Origin of the sequence: Paraburkholderia sp. BR14312 (assembly GCF_040948675.1) — a bacterium.
GTDB classification, from domain to species: domain Bacteria; phylum Pseudomonadota; class Gammaproteobacteria; order Burkholderiales; family Burkholderiaceae; genus Paraburkholderia; species Paraburkholderia nodosa_A.
Window position 1 is genome coordinate 86,545 of record NZ_JBFPKI010000006.1, and the last position, 25,270, is coordinate 111,814.

At 64.9% G+C, this 25,270-nt stretch carries 24 protein-coding genes; 7 read left to right on the forward strand and 17 right to left on the reverse strand.

All coding sequences use genetic code 11. From position 1 onward, the window contains the following. The first annotated feature begins 1 nt into the window (after position 1). Positions 2-1,012, forward strand: a complete 1,011-nt coding sequence (gene araH, locus AB3X98_RS18020) for an L-arabinose ABC transporter permease AraH (protein ID WP_069265834.1) — start codon at positions 2-4, stop codon at positions 1,010-1,012. 65 nt (positions 1,013-1,077) lie between these two features. Here the strand turns inward: araH and AB3X98_RS18025 are convergent, their stop codons facing one another. From AB3X98_RS18025 to AB3X98_RS18060, 8 genes are all read right to left on the reverse strand, one after another. Continuing rightward, positions 1,078-1,803 carry a FadR/GntR family transcriptional regulator gene (locus AB3X98_RS18025; protein WP_069265835.1) on the reverse strand — a complete coding sequence of 242 codons (726 nt, stop codon included), beginning with the start codon at positions 1,801-1,803 and terminating at the stop codon, positions 1,078-1,080. Positions 1,804-1,858: 55 nt separating this feature from the next. Beyond that, positions 1,859-2,668, reverse strand: coding sequence for an ATP-binding cassette domain-containing protein (locus AB3X98_RS18030; protein ID WP_368602592.1), 810 nt, complete (start codon positions 2,666-2,668; stop codon positions 1,859-1,861). Then, positions 2,668-3,681 (reverse strand): ABC transporter permease, encoded by a 1,014-nt coding sequence (locus tag AB3X98_RS18035; RefSeq protein ID WP_069265837.1) that lies wholly within the window; start codon positions 3,679-3,681, stop codon positions 2,668-2,670. Before AB3X98_RS18035 ends, AB3X98_RS18030 begins: the two co-directional genes overlap by 1 nt. Before the next feature lie 27 nt (positions 3,682-3,708). Further along, the gene (locus AB3X98_RS18040; protein ID WP_342949029.1) at positions 3,709-4,812 is read right to left on the reverse strand and encodes a sugar ABC transporter substrate-binding protein; all 1,104 of its coding nucleotides are present in this window, start codon (positions 4,810-4,812) and stop codon (positions 3,709-3,711) included. 233 nt (positions 4,813-5,045) lie between these two features. After that, positions 5,046-6,185, reverse strand: coding sequence for a galactofuranose ABC transporter, permease protein YjfF (gene yjfF, locus AB3X98_RS18045; protein ID WP_083245333.1), 1,140 nt, complete (start codon positions 6,183-6,185; stop codon positions 5,046-5,048). A gap of 32 nt (positions 6,186-6,217) precedes the next feature. Further along, entirely contained in the window at positions 6,218-7,255 is a 1,038-nt protein-coding gene (locus AB3X98_RS18050) for an ABC transporter permease (protein WP_342949028.1), read from the reverse strand. Next, a complete protein-coding gene (locus tag AB3X98_RS18055; protein ID WP_069265840.1) occupies positions 7,252-8,775 on the reverse strand; it encodes a sugar ABC transporter ATP-binding protein in 1,524 nt (507 codons plus the stop codon). Before AB3X98_RS18055 ends, AB3X98_RS18050 begins: the two co-directional genes overlap by 4 nt. Positions 8,776-8,870: 95 nt before the next feature. Then, positions 8,871-9,839: an ABC transporter substrate-binding protein gene (locus AB3X98_RS18060; protein ID WP_069265841.1), complete on the reverse strand. Its 969-nt coding sequence runs from the start codon at positions 9,837-9,839 to the stop codon at positions 8,871-8,873. A gap of 268 nt (positions 9,840-10,107) precedes the next feature. Between AB3X98_RS18060 and AB3X98_RS18065 the strand changes: the two genes are divergently transcribed. Beyond that, positions 10,108-11,850: an IlvD/Edd family dehydratase gene (locus AB3X98_RS18065; RefSeq protein WP_368602390.1), complete on the forward strand. Its 1,743-nt coding sequence runs from the start codon at positions 10,108-10,110 to the stop codon at positions 11,848-11,850. 46 nt (positions 11,851-11,896) lie between these two features. On the opposite strand, the gene AB3X98_RS18070 is transcribed toward AB3X98_RS18065, so the two are convergent. Continuing rightward, positions 11,897-12,904, reverse strand: coding sequence for an NAD-dependent epimerase/dehydratase family protein (locus AB3X98_RS18070; RefSeq protein WP_368602391.1), 1,008 nt, complete (start codon positions 12,902-12,904; stop codon positions 11,897-11,899). A gap of 130 nt (positions 12,905-13,034) precedes the next feature. On the opposite strand from AB3X98_RS18070, the gene AB3X98_RS18075 reads away from it, so the two are divergent. Beyond that, a complete protein-coding gene (locus AB3X98_RS18075) occupies positions 13,035-13,931 on the forward strand; it encodes a LysR family transcriptional regulator (RefSeq protein ID WP_368602392.1) in 897 nt (298 codons plus the stop codon). Positions 13,932-13,939: 8 nt separating this feature from the next. Here the strand turns inward: AB3X98_RS18075 and AB3X98_RS18080 are convergent, their stop codons facing one another. After that, complete coding sequence (locus AB3X98_RS18080; RefSeq protein ID WP_368602593.1) at positions 13,940-14,863, reverse strand: LysR family transcriptional regulator; 924 nt, start codon at positions 14,861-14,863, stop codon at positions 13,940-13,942. A 133-nt stretch (positions 14,864-14,996) separates the two neighbouring features. Between AB3X98_RS18080 and AB3X98_RS18085 the strand changes: the two genes are divergently transcribed. After that, entirely contained in the window at positions 14,997-15,767 is a 771-nt protein-coding gene (locus tag AB3X98_RS18085) for a transporter substrate-binding domain-containing protein (protein WP_368602393.1), read from the forward strand. 46 nt (positions 15,768-15,813) lie between these two features. Next, a complete protein-coding gene (locus tag AB3X98_RS18090; RefSeq protein WP_368602394.1) occupies positions 15,814-16,932 on the forward strand; it encodes a succinylglutamate desuccinylase/aspartoacylase family protein in 1,119 nt (372 codons plus the stop codon). A 15-nt stretch (positions 16,933-16,947) separates the two neighbouring features. Here the strand turns inward: AB3X98_RS18090 and AB3X98_RS18095 are convergent, their stop codons facing one another. The 6 genes from AB3X98_RS18095 to AB3X98_RS18120 form a co-directional block, all read right to left on the reverse strand. After that, positions 16,948-18,189, reverse strand: coding sequence for a sensor histidine kinase (locus AB3X98_RS18095; protein ID WP_368602395.1), 1,242 nt, complete (start codon positions 18,187-18,189; stop codon positions 16,948-16,950). A 323-nt stretch (positions 18,190-18,512) separates the two neighbouring features. Continuing rightward, positions 18,513-19,847: an epoxide hydrolase family protein gene (locus AB3X98_RS18100; RefSeq protein WP_368602396.1), complete on the reverse strand. Its 1,335-nt coding sequence runs from the start codon at positions 19,845-19,847 to the stop codon at positions 18,513-18,515. Between the two features lie 145 nt (positions 19,848-19,992). Beyond that, positions 19,993-20,460 carry a MarR family winged helix-turn-helix transcriptional regulator gene (locus AB3X98_RS18105; RefSeq protein WP_254315907.1) on the reverse strand — a complete coding sequence of 156 codons (468 nt, stop codon included), beginning with the start codon at positions 20,458-20,460 and terminating at the stop codon, positions 19,993-19,995. Positions 20,461-20,599: 139 nt separating this feature from the next. After that, on the reverse strand, positions 20,600-20,869 hold the full coding sequence (locus AB3X98_RS18110) for a hypothetical protein (RefSeq protein WP_368602397.1): 270 nt from the start codon (positions 20,867-20,869) through the stop codon (positions 20,600-20,602). A 68-nt stretch (positions 20,870-20,937) separates the two neighbouring features. Continuing rightward, entirely contained in the window at positions 20,938-21,384 is a 447-nt protein-coding gene (locus AB3X98_RS18115) for an Ohr family peroxiredoxin (protein WP_368602398.1), read from the reverse strand. A gap of 269 nt (positions 21,385-21,653) precedes the next feature. Next, a complete protein-coding gene (locus tag AB3X98_RS18120; protein WP_266229397.1) occupies positions 21,654-22,127 on the reverse strand; it encodes an OsmC family protein in 474 nt (157 codons plus the stop codon). Between the two features lie 119 nt (positions 22,128-22,246). Here AB3X98_RS18120 and AB3X98_RS18125 point away from each other — a divergent pair, with 119 nt between their 5' ends. Both AB3X98_RS18125 and AB3X98_RS18130 read left to right on the forward strand, forming a co-directional pair. Then, on the forward strand, positions 22,247-22,900 hold the full coding sequence (locus AB3X98_RS18125; RefSeq protein ID WP_176732910.1) for a GntR family transcriptional regulator: 654 nt from the start codon (positions 22,247-22,249) through the stop codon (positions 22,898-22,900). Between the two features lie 111 nt (positions 22,901-23,011). Then, positions 23,012-23,653: a GNAT family N-acetyltransferase gene (locus AB3X98_RS18130; RefSeq protein WP_368602399.1), complete on the forward strand. Its 642-nt coding sequence runs from the start codon at positions 23,012-23,014 to the stop codon at positions 23,651-23,653. A gap of 13 nt (positions 23,654-23,666) precedes the next feature. Here the strand turns inward: AB3X98_RS18130 and AB3X98_RS18135 are convergent, their stop codons facing one another. Next, positions 23,667-25,238 carry an EAL domain-containing protein gene (locus tag AB3X98_RS18135; RefSeq protein WP_368602400.1) on the reverse strand — a complete coding sequence of 524 codons (1,572 nt, stop codon included), beginning with the start codon at positions 25,236-25,238 and terminating at the stop codon, positions 23,667-23,669. Between the last annotated feature and the right edge of the window lie 32 nt (positions 25,239-25,270).

The window sequence follows — 25,270 nt, forward strand, 5'->3', positions numbered from 1 at the left end:
AATGAGTGAAGCCATGCAGCCACAGGGCACGCCTACCGTCAACGAAGCCGCCGCGCCGATTACCCCCCAGCGCGCGCGGGCGTGGGACATGATCAACAAATCGGGCATCGTGGTGGTGTTCGTGGTGCTGTTCGCGGTGCTATCCGCCACGGTGCCCGACTTCCTCACGACCCGCAACATTCAGGGCCTGCTGCTCTCCGTCACGCTGATCGGCTCGATTGCCGTCACGATGATGTTCGTGCTCGCGCTGGGCGAGGTCGATCTTTCGGTCGCCTCGATCGTGGCGTTCGCGGGCGTGGTGGCCTCCACGGTCATCACGCAGTCGCATAGCGTGCTGCTCGGCATTACGGCCGGCGTGCTCGCGGGCGGCGCGGTCGGGCTCGTGAACGGCGTGCTGATCGCGCGCTTCAAGATCAACTCGCTGATCGCCACGCTCGCGATGATGGAAGCGGTGCGCGGCCTCGCCTTCCTCACCTCGAACGGCGACGCCGTGATGATCTCGGAAGAGCGCTTCTTCGATCTGGGCGGCGGCTCGTTCCTGGGCATCTCGTACCCGATCTGGAGCAACATCATCGGCTTCGTGGTTTTCGGTTTCCTGCTCAAGAAAACCGTGTTCGGAAAGAACGTGCTCGCGGTGGGCGGCAATAGCGAAGCGGCGCGCCTGGCCGGCCTGCCGGTCACGCGCATCAAGATCACGGTGTTCGTGCTGCAAGGGCTCATTACGGGCTTCGCGGGCGTGATGCTGGCCTCGCGCATGAGCCTCGGCGACCCGAAGACTTCGGTGGGCCTCGAACTCGGCGTGATCTCGGCCTGCGTGCTGGGCGGCGTGTCGCTCACGGGCGGCGTGGCGACGATCTCGGGCGTCCTGGTGGGCGTGCTCATCATGGGCGCGGTGCAGGACGCCATGAGCCTCATGAACGTGCCGACGTTCTATCAGTACCTGATTCGCGGCGGCATCCTGCTGCTCGCGGTGCTGTTCGACCAGTTCCGCCGCAGCAAGCGGGCGGTGTGAGGCAAGCGCACGTCAATGGGCCGCGCAATGCGGCCCAGGTGCGGCGGCGCTTCAGTCTGCAAGCCTCAGGTTTCCAGCCCCGCCCCGCCCAGAATCGACTTGGCGTCGGCGCGCGCATTGTCGAGTTGCACGACGCTCGCCTGCCGCGCCGCAAGCGCGTCGCCGTGCTCGATGGCCGTGAGAATCGCCTTGTGGCGCGGCAACGAAAGGGCGTGTGTGTTGGGATGGCGGCTCGTGAGCTTGATCGACTCGGAAAGCGCGAGCGAGAGCATGTTGCCGATGTACGCCAGCATGTTGTTATGCGTGGCGGCCATGATCGCGCGGTGGAATTCCAGATCGGGTTCGAGCAGGTCGGCGGCAGTCTCCGCCTGCTCCATGCGGGCGTAGGCCGCGGTAATGCGGGCGCGGTCTTCGTCGTTTGCTGAAATCGCGGCAAGTGCCGCGGCGGCGGGTTCGATGATCTGCCGCACGGTCATGAGCGAGCGGAAGAACTCGCCTTCGGGAATGCTGTTGACAGTCCAGTACAGCACGTCGGGGTCGAGCATGTGCCATTCTTCGCGCGGGCGTACGACACTGCCCACGCGCGGCTTCGACACCACGAGACCCTTGGCGACCAGCACGCGCGTGGCCTCGCGCAGCACGGGCCGGCTCACGCCGTAGGTTTCGCACAGCGTGGGTTCGGGCGGCAGGCGCTGCCCGGGGGCGAGCGTGCCGCCTACGATCTGCATGCCGAGCTCCTGCACGATGCGCGCGTGCATGCTCTTGCGTTTCTCTAGATTGCGGTAATCCATGATTGTCCGGCCGGGGGCTACCCGATCGGAGCGTCCCCCCTGTATGTGGGAACCATTACGCGCTGGTGGCGCGCATGGCCCGATATTCCCGCCGCACGATATCCATCAGTTCAGCCACCGATGTATTGGCGCTGTGCTGCTCGTATGTCACGCGGCCTCGCTGCATCAACATGATGCGATCCGCAATATCGAGCGTCTGCGCATAGTTGTGCATGATCATGATAATCGATAGGCCGCCTTTTTCCTTCAAACGCATGATGAGATCGATGATCAGACCCGCTTCGCGCGCGCCCATCGCGGCGAGCGGCTCATCGAGCAACAGGATTTTTGCGTTCGAATGCACGGCGCGCGCCACCGCGATCGCCTGGCGCTGACCACCCGAAAGCCGTTCCACAGGCAGGTCCACGGAGGGCACGTGGACACCGATGTCGTCGAGCAGTTGCGCCGCGCGCTGGCGCATCTGCTTGTGATCGAGCAGTTTGAAGGGCCCGCGCCGCACAATCTCGCGGTTCAGGAACATGTTGTGGTAAATGCTCAGCGAATTCGCCAGCGCGAGGTCCTGATAAACACATTCGATGCCGAGCGAGCGCGCATGGTCCACCGAGCGCAGCAGCGTCTCGCTGCCGTCGATCTGCAGTGTGCCGCTCGTTTGCTGATGAAAACCCGTGAGGATTTTCACGAGCGTGGACTTGCCCGCGCCGTTGTCGCCGAGAATGCCGAGGATTTCGCCGCGGCCGAGCGTGAGCGAAACGCCGTCGAGCGCCGTGACCGCGCCGAAGCGCTTGACGATGTTCTCGCCGCGCACCGCGAGCGGGGCGTTGGCCGTGGCGGTTGCGCCGCCGGGGGAGGCTTGCGATTCGTCCATCATCGGCTCCCTTTGCGGCGCAGGCGCCCAACGTGGATGTTGAAGACCATGGCGGCGAGAATCGCGGCGCCGAGGATGATGTTGAAGGTGAACGCGTTGATGCCGATGAGCGTGAAGCCGTCGTTGAGAATGCCGAGCACCGCTGCGCCGATCAGGCCGCCCACGATCGTGCCCGAGCCGCCCGTGAGCGGCGTGCCGCCGATCACGGCCGAAGCCACGGCGAGGAACATGATCTGGTTGCCGCCCGCCTGCGGGTCGATCGAGGTGATGCGAAAGCCTTCCAGAATTCCGGTGAAGCCCGCGAGCACGGCAGCAATGATGAAATTGCCGAGGCGCAGCCGGTTCACGTGAATACCAGCCTCGCTCGCGCCTAGCGGATTCGCGCCGGCCGCCTGCGTATGCAGGCCCCAGCGCGTGTGGCGCAGCAGCACGTGCATGGCAAACGCGATGACGATAGTCCAGAGGATCTCGCTATAGCCCCACGCGCCCATGAAGGCCGCGAATTCGGGCGAACCCGGCGTCTGCACCGGGGTGCCGCGCGAAACGGTGAGCGTGATGCCGTTGATGAGGAAGAGCGTGCCGAGCGTCGTGACGAACGAGGGCAGACGCAGCCACACGGTCACGGCCCCGTTCACGAAGCCGACGATGCCCGCGGCCACGAGCCCCGCGATCACGGCGAGCCACATGGGCGCGCCTGCGTCGTTGGCGAACACCATCATGAACGGCGCGAAGGCGAACACCATGCCGGCTGAAAGATCGATGTCGCCGCCGATCATCAGCATGATTTCGCCGAACGCGATGATCGCCACCGGCGCGATGAACTGCGAGAGGTTGACGAGACTCGCGTTGGTGAGCAGGAAATCCCGGTTGGAAAACTCGAAGTATGCCGCGAGGATCATCGCCACGAGCAGAATACGCAGCTCGGGCGCCCACGCGGAGAGCCATTGCCCGCGCGGGCGGGCAACAGCCCGCGCGGAGACTTCAGCCTTGCCGGTTTCGTTCACAGAGTTCATCACTCGTAGTTCATTGCACTGGGTTCATTACGACTTGATCGCACCGCTCATCGGCACGATTTGCGGCTTGGTGGTCTTGCCTTCGAAACGCGTCGAGGTATTGAGGTACGGCTCGACGGTTTCCTTCGTCACGAACTTCAGACCCGTGTTCGTGTCGGCCGGCCCGACCAGACCGCCCGAGGCGAGCGTCACGAACGCCTGCATCACCGTATAGAAGCCCTGCACGTACGGCTGCTGGTCGATCGTGAAGTCGAGATAGCCTTCGTGGATGAGCTGGACCGTGGTGGGCAAGAGGTCGAAGCCGCCGCCGTGCACGCCCTTCGAGGGCAGGTTGTTTTCCTTCATCACCTGCGCGACGCCCTGCGTGCTGCCCGCATCGACAGCGAACATGCCCTTCAGGTCCTGGTGGCCCAGGTAGAACGACTTGATCTTCGAAAGCTCCTCGTTGACGGTCGCGCCCGTGGCAACGGTCTGGATGTCGATCTTCTTGCCGGACTTCTTGATGGCGTCGCTCGCGCCGTCCAGACGCGGCTGGATGTTGAGCTGGCCAGGCGTGGCGATGAAGAGGCCGACGAGGCCGCTGTCGATCAGGCTCACGATACGCTCGCCCATCTGGTAGCCCGAGAGATACAGGTCCTGGCCGATATAGGCAAGCCGCGGGTTCTTCTTGCCGCGCGGCGCGTCGGCGTTATAGGCGAAGACCGGAATGCCCGCGTCGAGCGCCGCCTGAATGGGCTTGTCGAAAGCGGTGGGGTCGACGATCGGCACCGCGATCGCGTCGGCCTTCGCGGCGATGGCCGAATTCACGGCGCGCACCATTTCGCCCGCGTCGGACGTGGCCGAGCCGGTCCACTGGTAGTCCATGTTGAGCAGCGAGCACGCGTCCTGAATGCCGTATTGCGTCGGCACGAAGAACGGATTCGTGGTGACGTGATTGACGAACACGATCTTCCACTTCTTGTGCGAAGGGAAGCCCGATTCGGCGGCCTGCGCCGTGGAAATGAATCCGCCGCCGCCCACCGCACCGAGCAGCGATAGTGCCGCGCCCAGTCCCGCACCCTGCATCAGGCCGCGCCGGCCCGTGTCGATCAAGCCCTTACCGTCTTTTGTGTCATCCCGATCCTGCGCCATGTTTTCCTCCGGTCTTGTCATCGTGGTCGATGTAGGCGACTTTTCGTCGAAAAGCGTGCAGATACTGGCCAGTACCGGGGGAACGCGCTAGACATCCGCAGCGAACATGGGTTCGCCAGGCGCCGACGGTACCGCAAAAATCTTAGTGCAGCGTGATGAGGCCTCCTAATCCATGTATACCCGTAACTACTCCATACGCGCTGCCATGGCGACGATCGTCCATGACAAGCGGCTTACGCACCGCCCTTCGCCTCCTGCATGTGCGGCGGCGGGCTGGCGAGCTTGGCCTGGTCCATCGGCGCGGCGGCTTGCGGCCGCGTGGTGCGCGGGGCGCCGCGGCCTGTGCCGGTGGACTTGCGGCGCGCGGCGTGGCGCTCGGTTGCGCGCTGCATGAGGCAGAACGCGCAGAGCAGCGCGCCGATCACGATGCGCGTCCACCACGAGCTGAGCGTGCCGTCGAAGGTAATGAGCGTCTGGATCGTGCCCAGAATGCCCACGCCGAACACCGAGCCGATCACATAGCCCACGCCGCCCGTAAGCAGCGTGCCGCCGATCACGGTCGCGGCGATGGCGTCGAGTTCCATACCTTGCGCCTGCAGCCCGTAGCCCGACAGCACGTAGAGCGTAAACACCACGCCGCCGAGCGCCGAGCAAAAGCCCGAGAGCGCGTACACGCCGATCTTGGTGCGCGCCACCGGCAGGCCCATGAGCAGCGCGGAGCGCTCGTTGCCGCCGATCGCGTAGACGTTGCGCCCAAAGCGCGTGAAGTGCGCGATGACGATGCCCGCAACGAGCATGGCGATGGCCGTGAGCGAACCGGTGGTGAGCGAGCCGCTGCCCACCGGAATGTTGAATTCGGAGAGCGCGTGAAAACCGGGGTCGTTGATCTGGATGGATTCGGTGGTGATGAGAAAGCAGGTGCCGCGCGCGAGGAACATGCCCGCGAGTGTGATGATGAAAGGCTGCAGCCGGAAGAAGTGGATCAGCGCGCCCATCGCCGCGCCGTACAGCGCGCCGCAGAGCAAGACGAGCGGCACGACCACGAGCACAGGCCAGTGCAGCTTCTCGGTGCCTACGGCGCAGAGAATCGTCGTGAGCGCGACCACGGCGCCCACCGAAAGATCGATGCCGCCCGAAATGATCACGAATGTCATGCCGATGGCGACGATCAGCAGGAACGCGTTGTCGACCAGCAGCCCGAAGGCCACCTGAAGCGAGAAGAAACCGGTGTACATGACCGAGCCGAAGCCGAACAGCACGGCAAAGAGCACGACGGTCACGACGATGGGCAGCACGCGCGGATCGACGAAGCGGGTGGCGCCGCGCCGGCACGCTGCGAGCGTGTTCGAAAAGGACAGGGCAGGGCGGTTCATGCTCGGCTTCCCCCGAATGGGTGCGCTCGTGCTCAGGCGCGCGCGCGGCGCGCGAGAGCGATGCGCTTGAGTTGTTGAAAAGCGAAGGTGCGCGCGGCGGGCGACTGGATCAGGCACACGAGCAGCACGACCACGGCCTTCACGACGAGCGTGGCCTCGGGCGGCACGCCGATCGAATAGGTGGTGTAGGTGAGCGTCTGGATAATGAGCGCGCCGAGCACCGTGCCCGCGAGACTGAAGCGCCCGCCCAGCAGCGACGTGCCACCGAGCGTCACGGCGAGAATGGCGTCGAGTTCGAGCAGCAGGCCCGCGTTGTTGCCGTCCGCGCTGCGCACGTTCGAACTGATGAGAATGCCGGCGATCGCGGCGGTCACGCCGCAGAACGCGTACGCGCCGAACACCACGGCTTGCGACGACAGGCCCGCAAGTCGCGCGGCCACCGGATTCACGCCGATCGAGCGGATGAACAGGCCGAGCGCCGTGCGGTTGACGATCAGCGCGGTGAGCGCGGTCACGGCAATCGCGATCCACACGGCGCACGGGATCAGCGCGAAATAGCCGCCGCCCGCGAAGAGATAACCGGGCGCGCCGATGGGGATGATCTGGCCGCCCGTGAGCAGCTGCGCCACGCCGCGGCCCGCCACCATCAGGATGAGCGTGGCGATGATCGGCTGCATGCCGACGAACGCGACGAGCAGCCCGTTCCAGATGCCGGCGAGCAGGCCCACCGCGAGCGCCGCGCCGAACGCGAGGCCCACGCGCGAAGGATCGGCGGCGAGCACCGTGGCGGCCGCCGCACCCGCGATCGCCACGACTGCGCCCACGGAAATGTCGATGCCGCGCGTGGCGATCACGAGCGTCATGCCGAGCGACACCACGACGAGCGGCGCGGCGCGCATGAGGATGTCGATGGGCGCGCCGAACAGGTGGCCGCCCAGCATCGTGATCGAGAGGAAGTTGCCGCGATGCACGACGTCGACGACGAAAAGCGCGATGAGCGTCACCGCGGGCCACACCAGCGGATGCCGGATGACGAGCGAAAGCCAGACGGGGAGGGCGGGGCGCGTCATCGACGGTCTCCGGCAATGAGGTCGTAGACTTCGTGCTCCGAGCGCGCCGCGCCCGAAAGCTCGGCCACCTTGCGCCGGTCGCGCAGCACGGCGATGCGGTCGGAGACACGCACCACCTCGCTGATCTCCGACGAAATGAACAGGATGCCGAGGCCCTTTGCGCAAAGCGCGCGCACGCGGTCCATGATTTCGAACTTGGCGGCCACGTCGATGCCGCGCGTCGGCTCATCGAGTATCAGCAACCGCGGTTTGGTCGCGAGCCAGCGCGCGAGCAGCACCTTCTGCTGGTTGCCGCCCGAAAGCAGGCCAATGGGCTGTTCGGCGTCGCGCGCCTTGATGCCGAGTTGCTCGATATATTCGTTGGCCAGTTCGCGCTGGCGCGAGCGCCGTATCATGCGCCACCAGCCCAGTTGCGCCTGCAGCGCAAGCACGATGTTTTCGCGGATCGACAGATCGGCGACGATGCCTTCCTTCTTGCGGTCTTCGGGACAGTAGGCCATGCCGTGGCGCACGGCGTCTCGCGGCGAAGAAAGCTTCACCGCTTTGCCGTTGATATGCAGCGTTCCCGCATCGGCTTTGTCCGCGCCGAACAGCAGGCGGGCGGTTTCCGTGCGGCCCGAGCCGAGCAGGCCAGCGAGGCCGAGAATCTGGCCCGGCTGCACTTCCAGATCGAGCGGATTGAGCACGCCGCGGCGCGCCACGCCTTGCGCCGCAAGATACGGTTCGGCGTTCGTTGCCGCCGTCTCGCCGTGCACCGTTTCGGCTTGCGTGAGCCGCTCGCCCGCGTTCTGCAGGCCCACCATTTTCGCGACCAGCGTTTGCACCGGCAGGTCGGCGGCGAGATATTCGCCTTCGCGCTCGCCGTTGCGCATCACCGTGATGCGATCGGAGATCGCATAGGTCTGCTCCAGAAAATGCGTGACGAACAGGATCGCAATGCCCGACGCTTTCAGCTTGCGCAGCACGTCGAACAGGCGCGCGACTTCGCCTTCGTCGAGGCTCGAAGTCGGTTCGTCGAGAATCAGAATGCGGGCATCGACGGACACCGCGCGCGCAATCGCCACCATCTGCTGCATCGCAATGGGGTAGGTGTCGAGCGACTGCGTGACGTCGAGAGAGAGATTCAGTTGCGCGAGCGCTTCTTCTGCGCGGCGATGAATCGTTTTCCAGTCGATCAGGCCGAGGCCGCGCTTGCGCGGCTGGCGGCCCGCGAAAATGTTCTCCGCAACCGAGAGGTTCGGGCAGAGATTGACCTCCTGGTAGAGCGTCTGGATGCCGGCGGCTTCCGCCATCTGCGGCGTCGGGAAGTGCACTGCCTCGCCCGCGAGGCGTATCTCGCCCGCCTCGGGCTGGTGCACGCCGGTCAGCACGTTGATGAGCGTGGACTTGCCGGCGCCGTTCTGCCCCATCAGCGTATGGATTTCGCCGGGGTACAGACGAAAATCGACCCGGTCGAGCGCACGCACGCCGGGGAAGGTTCGGGTAAGACCGACGGTTTCGAGTATCGGGGCAACGCTCATAAGCAACCGTGAAAGAGGCCAGAGCGCGCGGTGTGCTGAGTCAACTCCTTAAATACTAAGGGCAACGAAGCACGCCGCGCCGCTTGCAGCGAAGTTTAGTACTTGCGCGACGGGAGCACCTGTGCCGCCACGTCCTCCGGGAACACCGTTTCGTTCGTCACGATGCGCTTGGGCAACTGCTTGCCCGCCACGACGTCCTTCACGGCGCTCATGAGCTGCGGCCCGAGCAGCGGGCTGCACTCCACGTCGACATTCATCTTGCCGGCGATCATCGCCTGGAAGCCGCCCTTGGTGGCGTCGAACGACACGACGCTGATGTCCTTGCCCGGCTTCATGCCGGCTTCTTCCATGGCCTGGATCGCGCCGAGCGCCATGTCGTCGTTATGCGCGTAGACCACGTTGATCTTGTTTCCATACGTCTTCGCGAATGCTTCCATGACCTGCTTGCCGCCGGCCAGCGTGAAGTCGCCGCTTTGCGACGCGATGATCTTGAACTTCGGATCGTTCTTGATCACTTCCATGAGGCCCGAGTGACGGTCGTTGGCCGGTGCGGAACCCACGGTGCCTTGCAGTTCGACGATATTGATCGGGCCGGGGTTGTCCTTGTAGTGATCTTCAAGCCACTTGCCCGCGCGGCGGCCTTCTTCCATGAAGTCCGAGCCGATCATCGTCACGTAGAGCGACTGATCCTTCACGTCGATGTTGCGGTCCGTGAGGATCACGGGAATCTTGGCGCGCCTGGCCTCCTGCAGCACCGGCTCCCAGCCCGATTCGACCACGGGCGAGAACGCGATCACGTCCACCTTCTGGGCGATATACGAGCGGATCGCCTTGATCTGGTTTTCCTGCTTCTGCTGGGCGTCCGAGAACTTGAGGTTGATACCGGCGTCTTTGGCGGCCTGTTTGACCGACACCGTGTTTGCCGTGCGCCAGGCGCTTTCCGCGCCGACCTGCGCAAAACCCAGCGTAATCTGCTTGTCTTCGGCGTGTGCGACACCCGCCGCCAACGAGAAAGCGGCCGCCGCAGCGACCAACCCGCTTACCATGCGTGTTGCCAGTTTCATGCGTGTCTCCGATGTAGCTCTGTGCGTTGTATTTCTTTAATTCATGGCGCTACACCCGCGTCCATCACGGCCGGACAGTATCACGAGAAGTATCGCGCCATCCCTGGCCTTCGGTTATATCCTCTCGGTATACCGTTGGCCGCCCCTGCTGACCACAATAGACAAACTATATGCAACGACCAGAACGGTTTCGATTAGCGTTTTCCCGATAATCGCAGTCCATATAGTCATGCTATTTATAGGACTTTCTCACTAAGTGGGCAAAGCCATGAACACCCGTAAGCCCAAGCTTCGCTCGGCCGCGTGGTTCGGCACCACGGATAAGAACGGCTTCATGTACCGGAGCTGGATGAAGAATCAAGGAATACCGGATCATGAGTTCGCCGGCAAGCCGATTATCGGCATTTGCAATACGTGGTCGGAACTCACGCCGTGTAACGCGCACTTTCGCAAGCTCGCGGAGCACGTCAAGCGCGGCGTCTATGAAGCCGGTGGATTTCCGGTCGAGTTTCCCGTGTTCTCGAACGGTGAGTCGAACCTGCGGCCCACGGCCATGTTCACACGCAACCTCGCTTCGATGGATGTTGAGGAATCCATACGAGGCAATCCAGTCGATGCCGTCGTGCTGCTGGTCGGTTGCGACAAGACCACGCCCGCATTGCTGATGGGCGCGGCCAGTTGCGACGTCCCTGCGATTGCCGTGACCGGCGGCCCGATGCTCAACGGCAAGCACGAAGGGCGCGATATCGGTTCGGGCACGGTGGTGTGGCAACTGAGCGAGCAGGTGAAGGCGGGCAAGATTTCGATCCACGAGTTCATGTCGGCGGAGTCGGGCATGTCGCGCTCGGCGGGCACCTGCAACACCATGGGTACGGCTTCGACGATGGCGTGCATGGCCGAAGCGCTGGGCGTCACGCTCCCGCACAACGCGGCGATTCCGGCCGTGGACGCGCGCCGCTACGTGCTCGCGCACATGTCGGGCATGCGTATCGTGGAGATGGCGCTCGAAGACCTGCGCCTCTCGAAGCTGCTCACGCGCGCGGCGTTCGAAAACGCCATTCGCACGAACGCGGCGATCGGCGGCTCGACCAATGCGGCGATCCACCTGAAAGCGATCGCGGGACGCATCGGCGTGCCGCTCGAACTCGACGACTGGACGCGCATCGGGCAAGGTACGCCGACCCTCGTCGACCTGCAGCCTTCGGGCCGCTTTCTGATGGAGGAGTTCTATTACGCGGGCGGCTTGCCCGCCGTGCTGCGGCGCCTCGGTGAAGCGAACCTGCTGCCGCATCCCGATGCGCTCACGGCCAACGGCAAAACGCTGTGGGAAAACGTGCGCGAAGCCCCCATTCACAACGCCGAAGTGATTCGCCCGCTCGACAATCCGCTCGTCAAAGACGGCGCGCTGTGCGTGCTGCGCGGCAATCTCGCGCCGAACGGCGCGGTGTTGAAGCCGTCGGCGGCCACGCAGAAGCTGTTAAAGCATCGCGGGCCCGCCGTGGTGTTCGAGAACTTCGACGACTACAAGGCGCGCATCGGCGACCCCGATCTCGACGTCACGGCCGATTCCGTGCTCGTATTGAAGAACTGCGGGCCCAAGGGATATCCGGGCATGGCCGAGGTGGGCAACATGGGCTTGCCGCCCAAGCTCCTTGCGCAGGGCGTGACCGACATGGTGCGCGTGTCGGACGCGCGCATGAGCGGCACGGCGTACGGCACGGTGGTGCTGCACGTGGCCCCTGAAGCGCGTGCGGGCGGCCCGCTCGCGATCGTGCGGGACGGCGACTGGATCGAGCTGGACTGCGAGGAGGGCGTATTGCGCGTGGATATCAGCGACGAGGCGATCGTCGCGCGGCTCGACGAGTGGGCTGCGAACCAGCCGCCCATCCCCGCCGATCGCAGCGGTTATCGCAAGCTTTATGTCGAGCACGTGTTGCAGGCCGACGAGGGCTGCGATTTCGACTTCCTGGTGGGTTGCCGCGGCTCGGACGTGCCGAGCCACTCGCATTGACATTCGGAATCCGTATCAAATCGCGCAGCGCCTGAAGGCGTAACCATCAAGCCGCCTTCGGCGCGCGCTCGTCGGCGCCGAGGCAATTCAGACCCATGAGCGTCGCCTCGACGGCTTCGTCGAGCGGCGTATGCGGCTCGCGCCCGAGTTCGCGGACGAGGCGGGCGTTGTCGAGCTGCAACGGTTCGCTCCACAAATAGCGCATCTCCATCAGTTCGCGCAGCGTCGTCACGAAGGGCGAGATGGCGCGCATGAAGGCCCAGGCGAAGGGCTTGCTCTGCGGCTTCAGTCCGTGACCCCGGGCGACGCGGCAGATCGCTTCGACGAACTGCGAGCCATCGGCGTCCCAGTGGCCGGCCATGTGGAACACTGCGAACGCGGGCAGCGTGTCGCGCCGCTCGATCAGCTCGATCATCGTGCGCGCGACATCGGGCACGTACGACCACGCGTGGCCCACGCCGCGCGTCCCCGGCTGGCGCACGACCTGCACCGGCTCGTCACGCTTCACGATGCCTTGCGCAAACCAGCTATTGCCCACCTGCGGCCCGAAAAAGTCCCCCGCACGCACGACGATCGAGCGCACGCCATGCTCGCTCGCGGCCCGCATGCGCCGCTCCAGTTCCACGCGAATCGCGCCCTTGCGCGTGAGCGGCTGCTGGGGCGAATCTTCACGCAGTACCGGGAAGGTGTCGGGCCCGAAGTTGTAGATGGTGCCCGGCAGCACGACGGTCGCGCCCACGGCGGCCGCGGCGGCCAGCGTGTTGTCGATCATCGGCAGCACGACTTCCGCCCAGCGCCGGTATCCGGGCGGGTTCACGGCGTGCACGATCACCGCGCAACCCTGCGCGGCGCGTATCACCGCTTCGCGCGAGAGCGCGTCGCCGTCGACCCACTCGATGGCGCCGGCGGCAGCCGTGCCCGGCGCACCGCCGCGCCGCAGCGCGCGGACTTGCCAGCCGGCGTCGAGCAACTGGCGCGCGACTTCGCTGCCGATTCCGCCGCTGGCGCCGAGTACGAGTGCGCGGTTCTGTCGATTGATGGGGGTGGCGTTCATGCGGGTTCTCCTGACGGGTGAGCGGTGATGAGGGGCATTCTGCGCCGCTTGCCGTCAATAGAAAATTGGCGAAAATAGACCATAAGCTATACATTTATGTATAGACTGCGATCTGAATTGGGGACGAAGTATGGCCGACAAGGAACCGAACTGGGAGTGGTACCGGAGCTTTCTGCAGGTCCTGGAAAGCGGCTCGCTCTCGGCGGCCGCCCGCGCGTTGGGCATCACGCAGCCGACCGTCGGCCGCCACGTCGAAAGTCTGGAGGCGGCGCTTGGACTCACGCTGTTTACGCGCTCATCCGATGGGTTCTCGCCAACCGAGGCGGCCAATGAACTGCGGCCGTACGCGGTCGGCCTTGCGATGACGACGGCCGCCTTGCGCCGCGCGGCGAGCGGTCACGGCTCGGGCGTGCGCGGGACCGTGCGGCTGACGGCGAGCGAAGTCATCGGCGTCGAGGTCTTGCCGCCGATCCTGGCGGCGCTGCGCCACCAATATCCCGAGCTGAGGATCGAACTCGTGCTGTCAAACAGGGCGGACGACCTCCTGCGTCGTGAAGCGGACATTGCGATACGCATGTTCCGGCCAGTGCAGGAGGCGCTGATCGCCAAACGTATTGGCGCGATCGACGTCGGGCTGCATGCCCACGAACGATATTTGGCGCTTCATGGCGTGCCGAAGTCGATGAAAGAGCTGACACGCCATTCGGTCATCGGCTTCGATCACGAGAACGCGTTCATTCGTTCGGTTCAGCCCAGGTTCGCAGCCTACAGCCGTCATAACTTTGCATTTCGCGCCGACAGCGACCTTGCCCAGTTGGCCGCGATACGCGCTGGTTTCGGCATCGGCGGGTGCCAGTCGCCGTTGGCGGCAAGAGACCCGAAGCTGGTGCGCGTTCTGCGCGACGAGTTCTCGCTGAGCCTGGATACGTGGGTCGCCATGCATGAGGATCTGCGCACGAGCGCGCGTTGCACGGTAACTTTTGCGGCGCTGGCGTCGGGGCTTAGTGCTTACATAGAAGGCGCGTAACGATCGCCTCAGCGCGGCGCGCGGCCTGCCCGCGCATACGAAGCGAGCATGGTCGCGAGTTGCTGTGCGGCAGGCGTGAGCGGCACGGCCGCGCGCTGCAGCAAACAGACCTGCTGCGCCGCGGGCCGTTCGGCGATCCTGATGCGCGCGAGCCGTTTGGCAAACGGGCCGCGCGTGGCGACCACCGACGACTCCAGCGCGAGGCAATCCGTTTCGCTGACCCAATGCAGCGTTTCGAAGAGCCCCTCCACCGTCGCGACGATGCGCGGCGGCGGCAAGCCATGGTCGGTGAAGAACGTCGTGAGCCGGCTCGAAGCGAAGGCGTCCGCGATATTGGGCGAGCGCGTCGCGAGCCAGTCGCAGTGGGTGAGCGAGCGCAGCGTGCGCGCCCCCGCCTTCGGATGGTCGCGGCGGCAGACGACCACCGGGTCCGACGGGTAAAGCTCCGTCACCGAGAGATCGGTCGTATCGGTCTGGTCAGAAACGAGGGCGAGCGCGAAATCGAGTGTGCCTTCGCGTATCCACGAGATCATCATGCGCGACGTGCCCGTGCGCAGACGCAGCGCCACGCGTGGAAACCGCGTGCTGTACTGCCCGAGCACGGGCACGAGCGCGTCCATGAGCGGATCGGTGGTCAGGCCGAACGCCACTTCGCCCGCGTAATCGCCGCGCAGTTGCTGCGCCTCTTCGCTCGCGCGCTCGCACTCGCCGAGAATCGACGCCGCTCGTACCAGCATGCGCTGCCCGAGCACCGTGAGCGTCACGCCGCGATTCGTGCGTGTGAGCAGCGGGCCGCCCAGTTCGACTTCGAGATTCTGCAACTGCTGCGTCACGCCGCTTTGCGCCACGCCGAGCGCGCGCGAAGCTGCCCGCACACTGCCGCGCTGGGCGACGGCGACGAAGACGCGCAATTGGGAGAGCGTGAGACTCATGGGCGATGACTGGCTGCGATCGGTAAGAGTGATCATGATAGACGAATTCGAGCTTTTCCCGAACGCAGCGTCGTCCTACCATCGGACGGGCAGGAGACCCCCACCTTCTCTCGCCGTTCATCGTGCGCTCATCATGAAAAAAATCCCGTCGATCCTTCTTTCGCTCGCGCTGACGCTAAGCAGCAGTGCCTTTGCGCGCGAGGGCGACATCGTGCGCCTCGGCATCGATCCGACCTATCCGCCCATGGACGCCAAGGCACCCGACGGCTCGCTCAAAGGCTTCGACGTCGATCTCGGCAACGAGATCTGCCGCCGGATTCACGCGCATTGCCAGTGGGTCGAGCTGGAGTTCTCGGGCATGATCCCGGCGCTGCAGGCGCGCAAGATCGACGCGATCATGTCGTCGATGGCGATCACCGCGAAGCGCGAGCAGCAAATTCTCTTCACATCGAAGCTGTTCCAGTTCAAGTCGCGGCTCGTCGCACGCAAGGGCGCCCCGTTCGGCGCCACCGCGCAGTCGCTGGCCGGCAAGTCGGTCGGGGTGCAGGCGGGCACGCAGTTCGAGACCTATGCGCTCGCGAACTGGGCGCCGGCGGGCGTGCACGTCGTCACCTACAAGAGCCAGGACGAAGTGTTCGCCGACCTCGTCAACGGGCGGCTCGACGCCGCGCTGCTGGGCTACGTCGAAGCGGATTACGGCTTCCTGCGCACGCCGCAGGGCAACGGTTTCGCGTTTGCCGGCGGCCCGATTTCGATGGGCGACCGCGGCACGGGCATCGGCATGCGCAAGGACGAAGCGGCGCTGCAGGCGCAGATGAACGACGCGATTGCGTCCATGCTCAAGGACGGCACCTACGCGCAGATTGCGCATCGCTATTTCGACTTCGATCCGTACGGAAACTGAGCGGCAACTGGGCCGCTGCACACATTTTTGAAACCGCATTGACTTCATGAACCAGCAAACGATTCCGCTCCTGAGCGCCACGCCGGGCACGCACCGCGAACTGACCAGCTTCCATTTCGGCCCCGCCGACGCGCCCCAGAAGGTCTATATCCAGGCGTCGCTGCACGCCGACGAAACGCCCGCCATGCTGACGGCCGTGTTGTTGCGCGCGCAACTGGCGGAGCTCGAAGCACAAGGCGCGCTCGCCGCGCAGGTGGTGCTCGTACCGCTCGCCAATCCCGTGGGCCTGAACCAGCACGTGCTCGGCCAGTTCATCGGCCGGTTCGATCTTGCGAGCGGCAGGAACTTCAACCGCCACTTCCACGCGTTTCCGAAGCTGCTCGCGCGCGCAAAGGAGACGCTCGGCGCGGACGTCGACCGCAACCGCGAGCTGATCCGGCAACTGATGCGCGAAGCGCTCGACGCACAGGAGCCGCTCACGGAATTCGATTCGCTCCAGTTGGCGCTGCTCAGGCTCTCGCACGACGCCGATCTCATCATCGACCTGCATTGCTCGCTCGAGGCGGTCATGCACGTGTACACGAGCGAGGCCGGCTGGCCCGATGTCGAGCCGCTGGCCCGCTACCTCGGCTCGCGCGCGCAACTGCTCGCCACCGACTCGGGCGCGCAGGCGTTCGACGAGGCGCATAGCCTGCTGTGGTGGCAACTGCGTCAACAGATGCCGGCCACGCAGCCCGTGCCCGCCGGACCCACCGCGGTGACGATCGAGTGCCGCGGCCAGCGCGACGTGTCGTGGGAAACCGCCCAGCAGGACGCCGACGCGCTGATCGACTATCTGCGCTGGCGCGGTGCGCTCACCGGCGGCGACGTGAAGCCGCTGCCGGAGTTGCTGATGCCTGCCACGCCGCTCGCCGGCAGCGCGCAATGCTATGCGCCGTGCAGCGGCATTCTCGTGCACCGCGCGAAAATCGGCGACATGATCCGCGAAAACGACCCGCTCTTCGATATCGTCGATCCGATGACGGGGGCAACGACGACGGTGAATAGCACGGCGGAAGGCGTTTTCTATATGCGCAGGGCGATTCGCTTCGTCACGGCCGGCGCGCCGCTCGGTCGCGTGACGGGCACGCGGCCGATACGCAGCGGCGTGCTGCTGGGGGCTTGAGGGGAGGGTGTCGCGTCAGGCGTGCCGCGCTTTGTCCATCGGCACGATGACGCGCACCCAGAGCCCGCCCTCGGGATGATTGCCGATCTTGAGCTTCGCGTTGCACAGGCGCGCGAGGCGCCGGACGATCGACAGGCCCATGCCCCAATGCGAGTCGAGGCGAAGGCTCGCCGCGCGCGAGGCGGGCAACGGCGACGCCGGCGCGCCGCCCTCGGGCAGACTCGCCGCTACGCCTTCGCCGTGGTCCCGCACGCTCAAGGTCCACGAGCGCGGCCCGCGCGCCGTGCAGATCTCGATGGGCGGTTTGCCGTGCGCGTGCGCGTTGCCCACGAGATTGTCGACGAGGCGCACGAGCGCGGAGCGCGGCAGCGCAAACGCCTCGCCGGCTTCCAGCCGCAGCACGATGCTCGCGTCCGCGTTCGCGCCATAGACGAAGCGGTCCTTCAGATACGCGTCCACGTTCACGGGCGCATGATTCACGCCGCCCTGGCCGGCCGTGTCGACGAACTGCCGCGCGAGATCCTGGAAGAGATCGATGTCCTCGACGAGGGCCACGCGCAAGTTCCAGCGCGTGACGTTCATCGCATAGGCGCGCAACCGCGCCACCCGCGATTCAGTCTGCCGCAGGAAAGCGGCGAAGGTAGCCGACTGGTCTTCGACTGCGCCGGTGCGGCGGCACAACAGATCGCCGATCGCGCGGGCAAGCCCATGCAGCTTGCGCGGGCAGTCCACGAGCGCGAGCGCGGGTGCCGGGCCGCTTGCGCTCGTCGCGGCGCGCAGGGTGGCGATCATGGCGAGCAGATCGTGGCGCACCGTCCGCAGCCACCAGGCGCGCAGCGCGAACAGCAACACCCCGAGCGCCAGCATGAGCGCCGCGAATCGCGCATCGAACCAGCGGGCGGCCATCTTCAGGCGCGTGAAGCCAGACGAACAGGCTTCGCGCAGATAGGAGGCGTTCGACGCCGTCCCGGCATGCGGCGCCCAGATGGCATCGCGCAGATGAGGCGTTACCTCGGCGCCGAGATTGACGATGTCCGGTTTGATCGACACTAGCGGCGCGATCCCACGGACGCTCGCACCTTGTGCGGCCAGTTCCAGTTCCAGTTCGGCGTCCTGCTGCTGGGCGACCTGCGTCGCGGAAGCCGGTTCGAATGCCGTGTCGCCGAAATCGAGCAGCGACTCTGCATCGAGATATCGAAAACCGACTTGCACCAGCATCAGCGACGCCATCCACAGCAGGAATATCCGGGCAAACACAACAATCACCTTTCTTTTTTTGACATCGAAGTTTGACTTGCGCCGGTCGGCGCACGTTTGAAATAGCCGCAAATCGGGCTATGACCGGCATTGTCCGCGAGGTGCGCGATCTTCTATTCGTGGAAAAGCACTGGAATTTGCGCCGTTTTTCCGCTTGGGCGATCCTGGCAGCCACGCAGCGCAGTATTTGGGAAGGAGGCGCACCCGTTGTTGCAGTCCATCGGACGGCGCACGGGGCCGTTTGTAGTTGGGGGTGGACGCGAGCCTTCGGAGTCCTTGATAAAATCGTCGGACACCCGAAAGCTCACGCCTGCGGCATTTCGTCAGGCCGGCTGACGCAGCGTTCTGAAGGTCGCGCGAACTTCTTCCGTGAACGCGGCAGGCTGTTCCCATGCTGCGAAATGGCCGCCTTTCGGAAGGCGATTGTAGTGAACCAGCCTGGGGTAGGCGTGTTCCGTCCAGCTCTTTGGCGCGGCGTAAATTTCATCCGGGAAGACACTCACGCCAACCGGCAGCTCCACATGTTTGGGCTCGAAAAAGTTGAGCTTGTTTTCCCAATACAGGCGCGCGGAGGAGACCGCCGTCTTCGTCAGCCAATAGAGCGTGACGTTGTCGAGCACGTCATCCTTCGTCAGGCCTTCGGGTTGGCCTGCGAACACGCGCGCAATCATCGCCTGACCGCTCGCATCGTGGTCGAGCATCCACGCAGCGAGGCCGACTGGCGAATCCTGGATCGCGTAGAGCGTTTGCGGGCGGTTCGCCATTTCGAGGGCGTAGCCCAGACCATGCTTGTAAAAGTAATCGAGCTGGTCGTATGCGTGCTGCTCTTCCGGCGAAAGCCCGGCAGGGGGCGGCGTGCCGTCCTTGAGCGACTTGGCGACAGCGTCGGGCACGGTCGCGGGCATGTTGGTGTGAATGCCCACGAGTCCTGGCGGCTTAAGCAGCGCCAACTGTTCCGTCACGGCATTGCCCCAGTCGCCCCCTTGCGCGGCGTAGCGCTTGTAGCCGAGCCGGTCCATCAGCACGACCCAGGCGCGAGCGACACGCTGGGGGTCCCAACCGGTCTTCGTCGGCTTGCCTGAGAAACCGTAGCCCGGCAGCGAGGGAATGACGACGTGGAATGCATCGGATGCGCTCCCGCCATGAGCGGTCGGGTTGGTCAGCGGTTCGATGATCTTCAGCTGCTCGATGATCGAGCCGGGCCAGCCGTGCGTGACGATGATCGGCAGCGCGTTCTCGTGCTTCGAGCGCACGTGGATGAAGTGAATATCGAGCCCGTCGATTTCCGTGACGTATTGCGGCAGCGAGTTGAGCCTCGCCTCCACCTTGCGCCAGTCGTAGTCGTTGGCCCAGTAGCTGGCGAGCCGTTGCATGGTCGCGAGTTGCACGCCTTGCGAGGCGTCGTCGACCGTTTCGCGCTCGGGCCATTGCGTCGCGACGATACGGCGCCGCAGATCGGTCAGCGCCGCTTCCGGCACATGCACGCGCAGCGGACGAATCGAAGACGGATCGCCGGCCGCAATCTGCGTGAGTCCGCCGGCCGACGGCTTCGATTCAGCGAAGGCGAAACGGCTCATTGCGGCGCCGGCAAGCGTGACGGCAGCGGCGCCGATGAAACGCCGGCGCGAAAGCGGGGTGGGACGAAGTTCGTTTGACATATCAATTCCTGATGGTGACGTTGGGCCGTGGCGAGCAGGACGCATTGGACGTGCGTATGCCTTCCTTCAACCACGGTATTTGTCGTAGTCCTGACTATTGATGATCGAAGCCGGTCCGCAAAAAACGTGGGCGCGGCTGCGACGGCTATTCGGTGTCGAGTGAACGAATCAAATTGGCGCGCAGGTTCACGATCGCCTTTTGCAGTTTCATGAATTCGTCGTGGCCCAGCCCGGTCGCGTCGGTGAGATCCGCGGCTTTCAGGCTCTTTTCGCGCAGCTTCCGGCCGCTCGCGGTCAGGCTCACACGCACCTGGCGCTCATCTTCCGGATCGCGCCGCCGTTGCACATACCCCATCGCTTCGAGCTTTTTTAGCATCGGCGTCAGCGTGTTGGATTCGAGAAAGAGTTTCTCGCCCAGGCCGCTCACCGTCTGGTTGTCCTGCTCCCAGAGCGCGATGATCGCTATGTACTGCGGATAGGTCAGCCCGAGTTCGTCCAGGATCGGCTTGTAGGCCTTGCCGAACGCCAGATTCGTCGAGTAAACCGCGAAGCAAAGGTAGTCTGCGAGCGGCGCGGGCGTGGCGCCCTGCGCCGGGTGGTCCGTCGATTTCATGGTCATCCTCTTCGGGCAAAGGCCTCAATGGCTCGCAAACTTGAATAAATCGCTTGCGATTATATCGCAGGCCGACACCGGTTCCGCCGCACCTCGCCATTGCGATGTCCGCCGAAACAGCCACGACGCGGTGGTGCAATCAATGGTGGGCGAAGAGGTTGTTTCGCTCCATCGAGACGCGGCTGCCCGCGCCCGAGGTGGCGTCGGCCATGCCGCCGTATGCCGTCGCTGCGGTGCCGCTTCCGGCGCGCTCGGCGGCGAGCGTTTGCACGCTCTGGCCGCGTTGCGATGCCGGTGCGCCGACTTCGGGCCGATACGACGGCGCCGGTCCGTAGCCGCTGGCGAATGCGGGGGCGGCTGCGCTGACAGAAAGGGCGATGAGGAGCTTGGCGATGAATTGGGTCTTCATGATGGGATCTCGCTAGGTAAATGTGAATTGCAGTGAATTCGGGTGAAAGCGTGAATTGCGGTTGCCGGTTATGCGGTGACGACGGTGAGGCTCACGTCGATGTTGCCGTGCACGGCCTTCGAGTACGGGCAGATCTGATGGGCGCTGCGCGCGATGGCCTCGGCCACGTTTTGCTCGATGCCCGGCAGCGTGACCGTGAAGTGCGCGCCCAGGAACCAGGCGGCGCCGGTCTGGCCGGCATCGACCTGAATGTCGACCGAAGCGTCCTCCGGCAGGGCGACCTTCTTCAGCGAGGCCGCGATGGCGAGCGCGGAGATGTAGCAGGCCGACCATGCGCCGGCGAACAGCTGCTCGGCGCGCGGATGCGGTTCGGTCGCGACGATGTCGAGGGTTTCGCCGCTCGAAGACGACAGGTGGAGGTCGACGACGCCGAATTCACCGCGTTGGGCCGCGGGGTCGTGATTGAAGGTGGTGTGGGTGTTGCCCGAGAACAGCACTTTGTCGATCGTTGCCATGTTGCGCTCCTTGATGGAATTCAGGGGTGGGTCATATGCGTCGCGTAAGATCGAATCGCATGCGATGCATAATGGGCAAGAAATTTCCCCGTGTCAAGCGCATAAGATTAAATCGCATACGATTTATATGGGGCTGTTTCGGAGGGAGCAGTCAGTCGTGACGACGTTCACGAACGTTGCAGCGGGAATTTGGGATCGAGCCCTTTTGTTTCCGGCACTCGCGGGAGTGCCGGGACGTCGGCCCGAGCCGCCTGGGGCGTTCGCGAGCGTTACGCAGCCAATTCGATGGCCGGCTCGCACACGATGGGGAAGTTCACCGAATTGGCGATATAGCACTGCTCGTGCGCTGCGTGATGCAGCCGCTCGGCGAGGCTGCGGTTGTCGCTCGCGCGGATCGTGACGCGCGGGCGCAGCACGATCTTCGTGAAGGCGCCGCGCTGCGGCGTATCGGCCATCGTGCCTTCGGCCTCGTCTTCATAGGCGAGCACGGCGATGCCCGCCTCGGCGCACAGGTGCAGATACCAGAGCTTGTGGCACGCACAAGCCGAGGCCACGAGCAGATCTTCCGGATTCCAGCGCGAAGCGTCGCCGCGAAAGGCCGGATCCGAAGAGCCCGGAATGTCCGGCTTACCGTTCGCGCGGATCACGTGATCGCGGTCGTAGTCGCGATAACCCGAGGTGCCGCTGCCGCGATTGCCCGTCCATTGCACCGAAACTCGGTAGGTGTGTTCGCCATGCGCCATGCTGAGTCTCCGTTCGATCGAAAAGGGGATACGCCATTATGACCGCATTCGGAATTTTGGTATACCATTATGCCGAACGGGCCCGAAAACGAACCGGGCACTAACCGGGCATGACATGCATGGAAACAAAATTCGACTCCACGGCGGACGCGGTTGCGTCCGGGTTGCGCGACCTGATCGTCAGCGGTGAACTGGGCAGCGGCGAGCGCCTTGTCGAGCGCGATCTCGCGGAGCGTTTCGAGGTGAGCCGCATTCCGTTGCGCGAAGCGATCCAGCGGCTCGCGCGCGAGGGGCTCGTCGAGATTTTCCGCAATCGCGGCGCGGTCGTGCGCATGCTCACGGTGCAGGACGTGGAGGAGATCTACGGCCTGCGCGCGCTGCTCGAAGGCGACGCGGTCTTTCGCGGGGTCAAGCGCATCGACGACGAAACGCTTGCACGCGCGGAACTCGTTCACCGGCTGCTGGGCGAAGCAGTCACCACGCAGAAGCAGGGCGAACTCAACCGTGAATTTCACGAACTGATTTACGGCGCCTGCGGCAACGCCAGGCAACTGGCGGCGATACGCGAACTGCGCGCTCAGGTGGAGCGCTATGAGCGGCTGCAAAATACGCTCCTTGCCGATACACCCTCGTTTCAGCACGAACACGAGGCCATCCTGGAAGCGTGCCTCGCGCGCAACGCACGCGGCGCGCGCGCCTTGACCGTGGCGCATATCGACTCGGCACGACGCATCGTGCTCGCCGTGGTGGAGCGTATGGCCGAGCAAGGCTAGCGCGCATACACCACTGCATTCACAACCATCGCGCCGGTTTTTACGAGATTTTTTCTTGTGGCCCTTACCGGGCAACCCTAGACTGGAGGCATCGAAACGACTGGAGACGCCATGTCGATCTCGCGTGCAACCCAGCGCCCGCAAGAGCAGATCAGTTCCGTGCAGCCCGGCCTCGGCCGGCTCGTGCTGAGGCGCTTCGATCCACGCCACGACTCATGGGAAGCGCTGACGGGTCTGCTGCATCGCGCGTTTTCGCGGCTCGCGTCGCTTGGATTGCACTGCTCATGTGCCGATCAGGCGGCGAGCCTCACGCGTGAACGCGCGCTGGCTGGAGATTGTTTCGTCGCTGTCTGCAATGGCAGGATCATCGGCACGCTCACGGTGGAAGGTCACGATAGCCATTCGCAGTGCGAACATTATCGCCAGCGCAGTGTGGCTTCGGTCCATCAGTTCGGCATCGAGCCAAAATGGCAAAGCCGCGGTATCGGCCGCGCGCTGCTTGCTTTCGCGGGGCGTTGGGCGGCTGCGCGCGGCTACACGCAGCTCGCGCTCGACACGCCGTTTCCCGCCGACCACCTCATCGCGTTCTATCGCGCACAAGGCTTCAGTCTCGTCGATGTCGTGCGTTTTGCCGGCCGTGGCTACGACAGCGCCGTGCTCAGCAAGGCGGCTGCGGCACGGTGCGGCGGCGTGGCACTCCCGCATTCGCCTGGCGAGGTGCCGCACGCCGCGTCGCCGGGTCAGTTCGCCTGAGCGTGCGCCACGCTCACGTCTCGCGCGTGCGCGCCGCTTCACGCTCCAGGTAGCGCAGGAATTCGTCGGCGGGCATGGCCTTCGCATAGAGCCAGCCCTGCGCGAACTGCACGCCGCGCTCGCGCAGATATTGCGCTTGCGCCTCGGTTTCCACCCCCTCGGCGACCATCAGCAGGTCGAGGCTGCGCGCCATTTCGATGATGTGCGGCACGATCTTGTTCGTTTCCTCGCCGCTCGCCAGCGAGAGGAGGAACGAGCGGTCGATCTTGATGCCATCCACGGGCAATGCCTGCAGATACGAGAGACTCGAATATCCCGTGCCGAAATCGTCGATGAAGATGCGGTGACCGGCTGCGCGAAACGCTTCGAGAACGGGTGCGGAGCTGGCCGTATCCATGAGCGTGCGCTCGATCGCTTCGAACCAGATTTGTTCGGGGCGCACGCCATATTTCGCGAGGCTCGCCTTGAGGGTTTGGAGCACGCGTGTGCCGGCGAGATCCTTGCCGGCAAGATTGAGCGAGACGTGCAGATCGCGGCGACGCGCGAGCATCGCGCCGACGCCCTCGAACACGGACCGTATGACCTGATCGGTGATGGGCTCGATGAGATCGAGCGACTCCGCCATCGGAATGAACGTGTCGGGCGCGACAAGGGTGCCGTCTTCGAGCTTCCAGCGCACGAGCGCTTCGGCGCCGACGCAGCGCCCGCTCTCCAGCGAGACGAGCGGCTGCAGCCACGCCACGAACTGGCGCCGACGGATGCCCTGCAGCATCGCGTTGCGCGGCGTGCGCAGCGTGCGGCGCCAGCGCAGGACGAGCCACGTGCCGATGGCGCTCAGGACGAGCGCGGGCGGTAGCAGCGTTCTGAGCTGCGCCGGCACGTCGCGGCGCATGCGGTCCTCGGGCTCGTATGCGACCACCGCAATGGGATAACGGCTCGAGCGCTCGACGACGTAATAGCGGCCTTCGAAATACGGGCTGCCGGTGCGCTGGAGCGCGGCGCGTACGAGGGCGTCGTCCGTGTGCGGCCAGCTTGAAATCACGGCGCCGTGCTGCGTTTCGAGCACGGTGAGCTTGATGGTGTCGTCGAGCGGCACGATGTCGAGGTAGAAGCGCGGATCGATCACCACGACGTGGTTGCCCAGGCGCACGTTGAGCATCTGCCGCTCGTTGCCGCGCTTGCCGACTTCGGTATGCCAGGCGGTGAAGCCGCCTGCATAGGTCCATTCGGGCGGCGGCAACGCGATGTCGACAGCGCCGTGCAGCGAACTGCAGCGCAGCCGCATGTCATGGGTCGAGGCGACTTCGCGAATGTATCGAAACTGCTCCTCGACCTGCCGCAGGCGCTGCATGTGGTCGTTCGTGCACGGCGTGTCGGGGTACGACATGAGCTGGCGCAGCGCGGAGTCGGCTTCGGAGGTGACCAGTTCGGCGCGCAGCAGCGCGCGATTCGAAAAGACGTCCACCTGTTGGCGCTGCTGGCGTTCGTTGACGGCGTCCGACGCATACACTGCCGCCGTGAGCGTTGCCAGGACGGCGAACGCCACGACACAATAGGTCGTCAGGGCGGTGAGTCGGCTGCTCATGGCGTACGGTCGGGCTCCGGCGTCGCGGACGA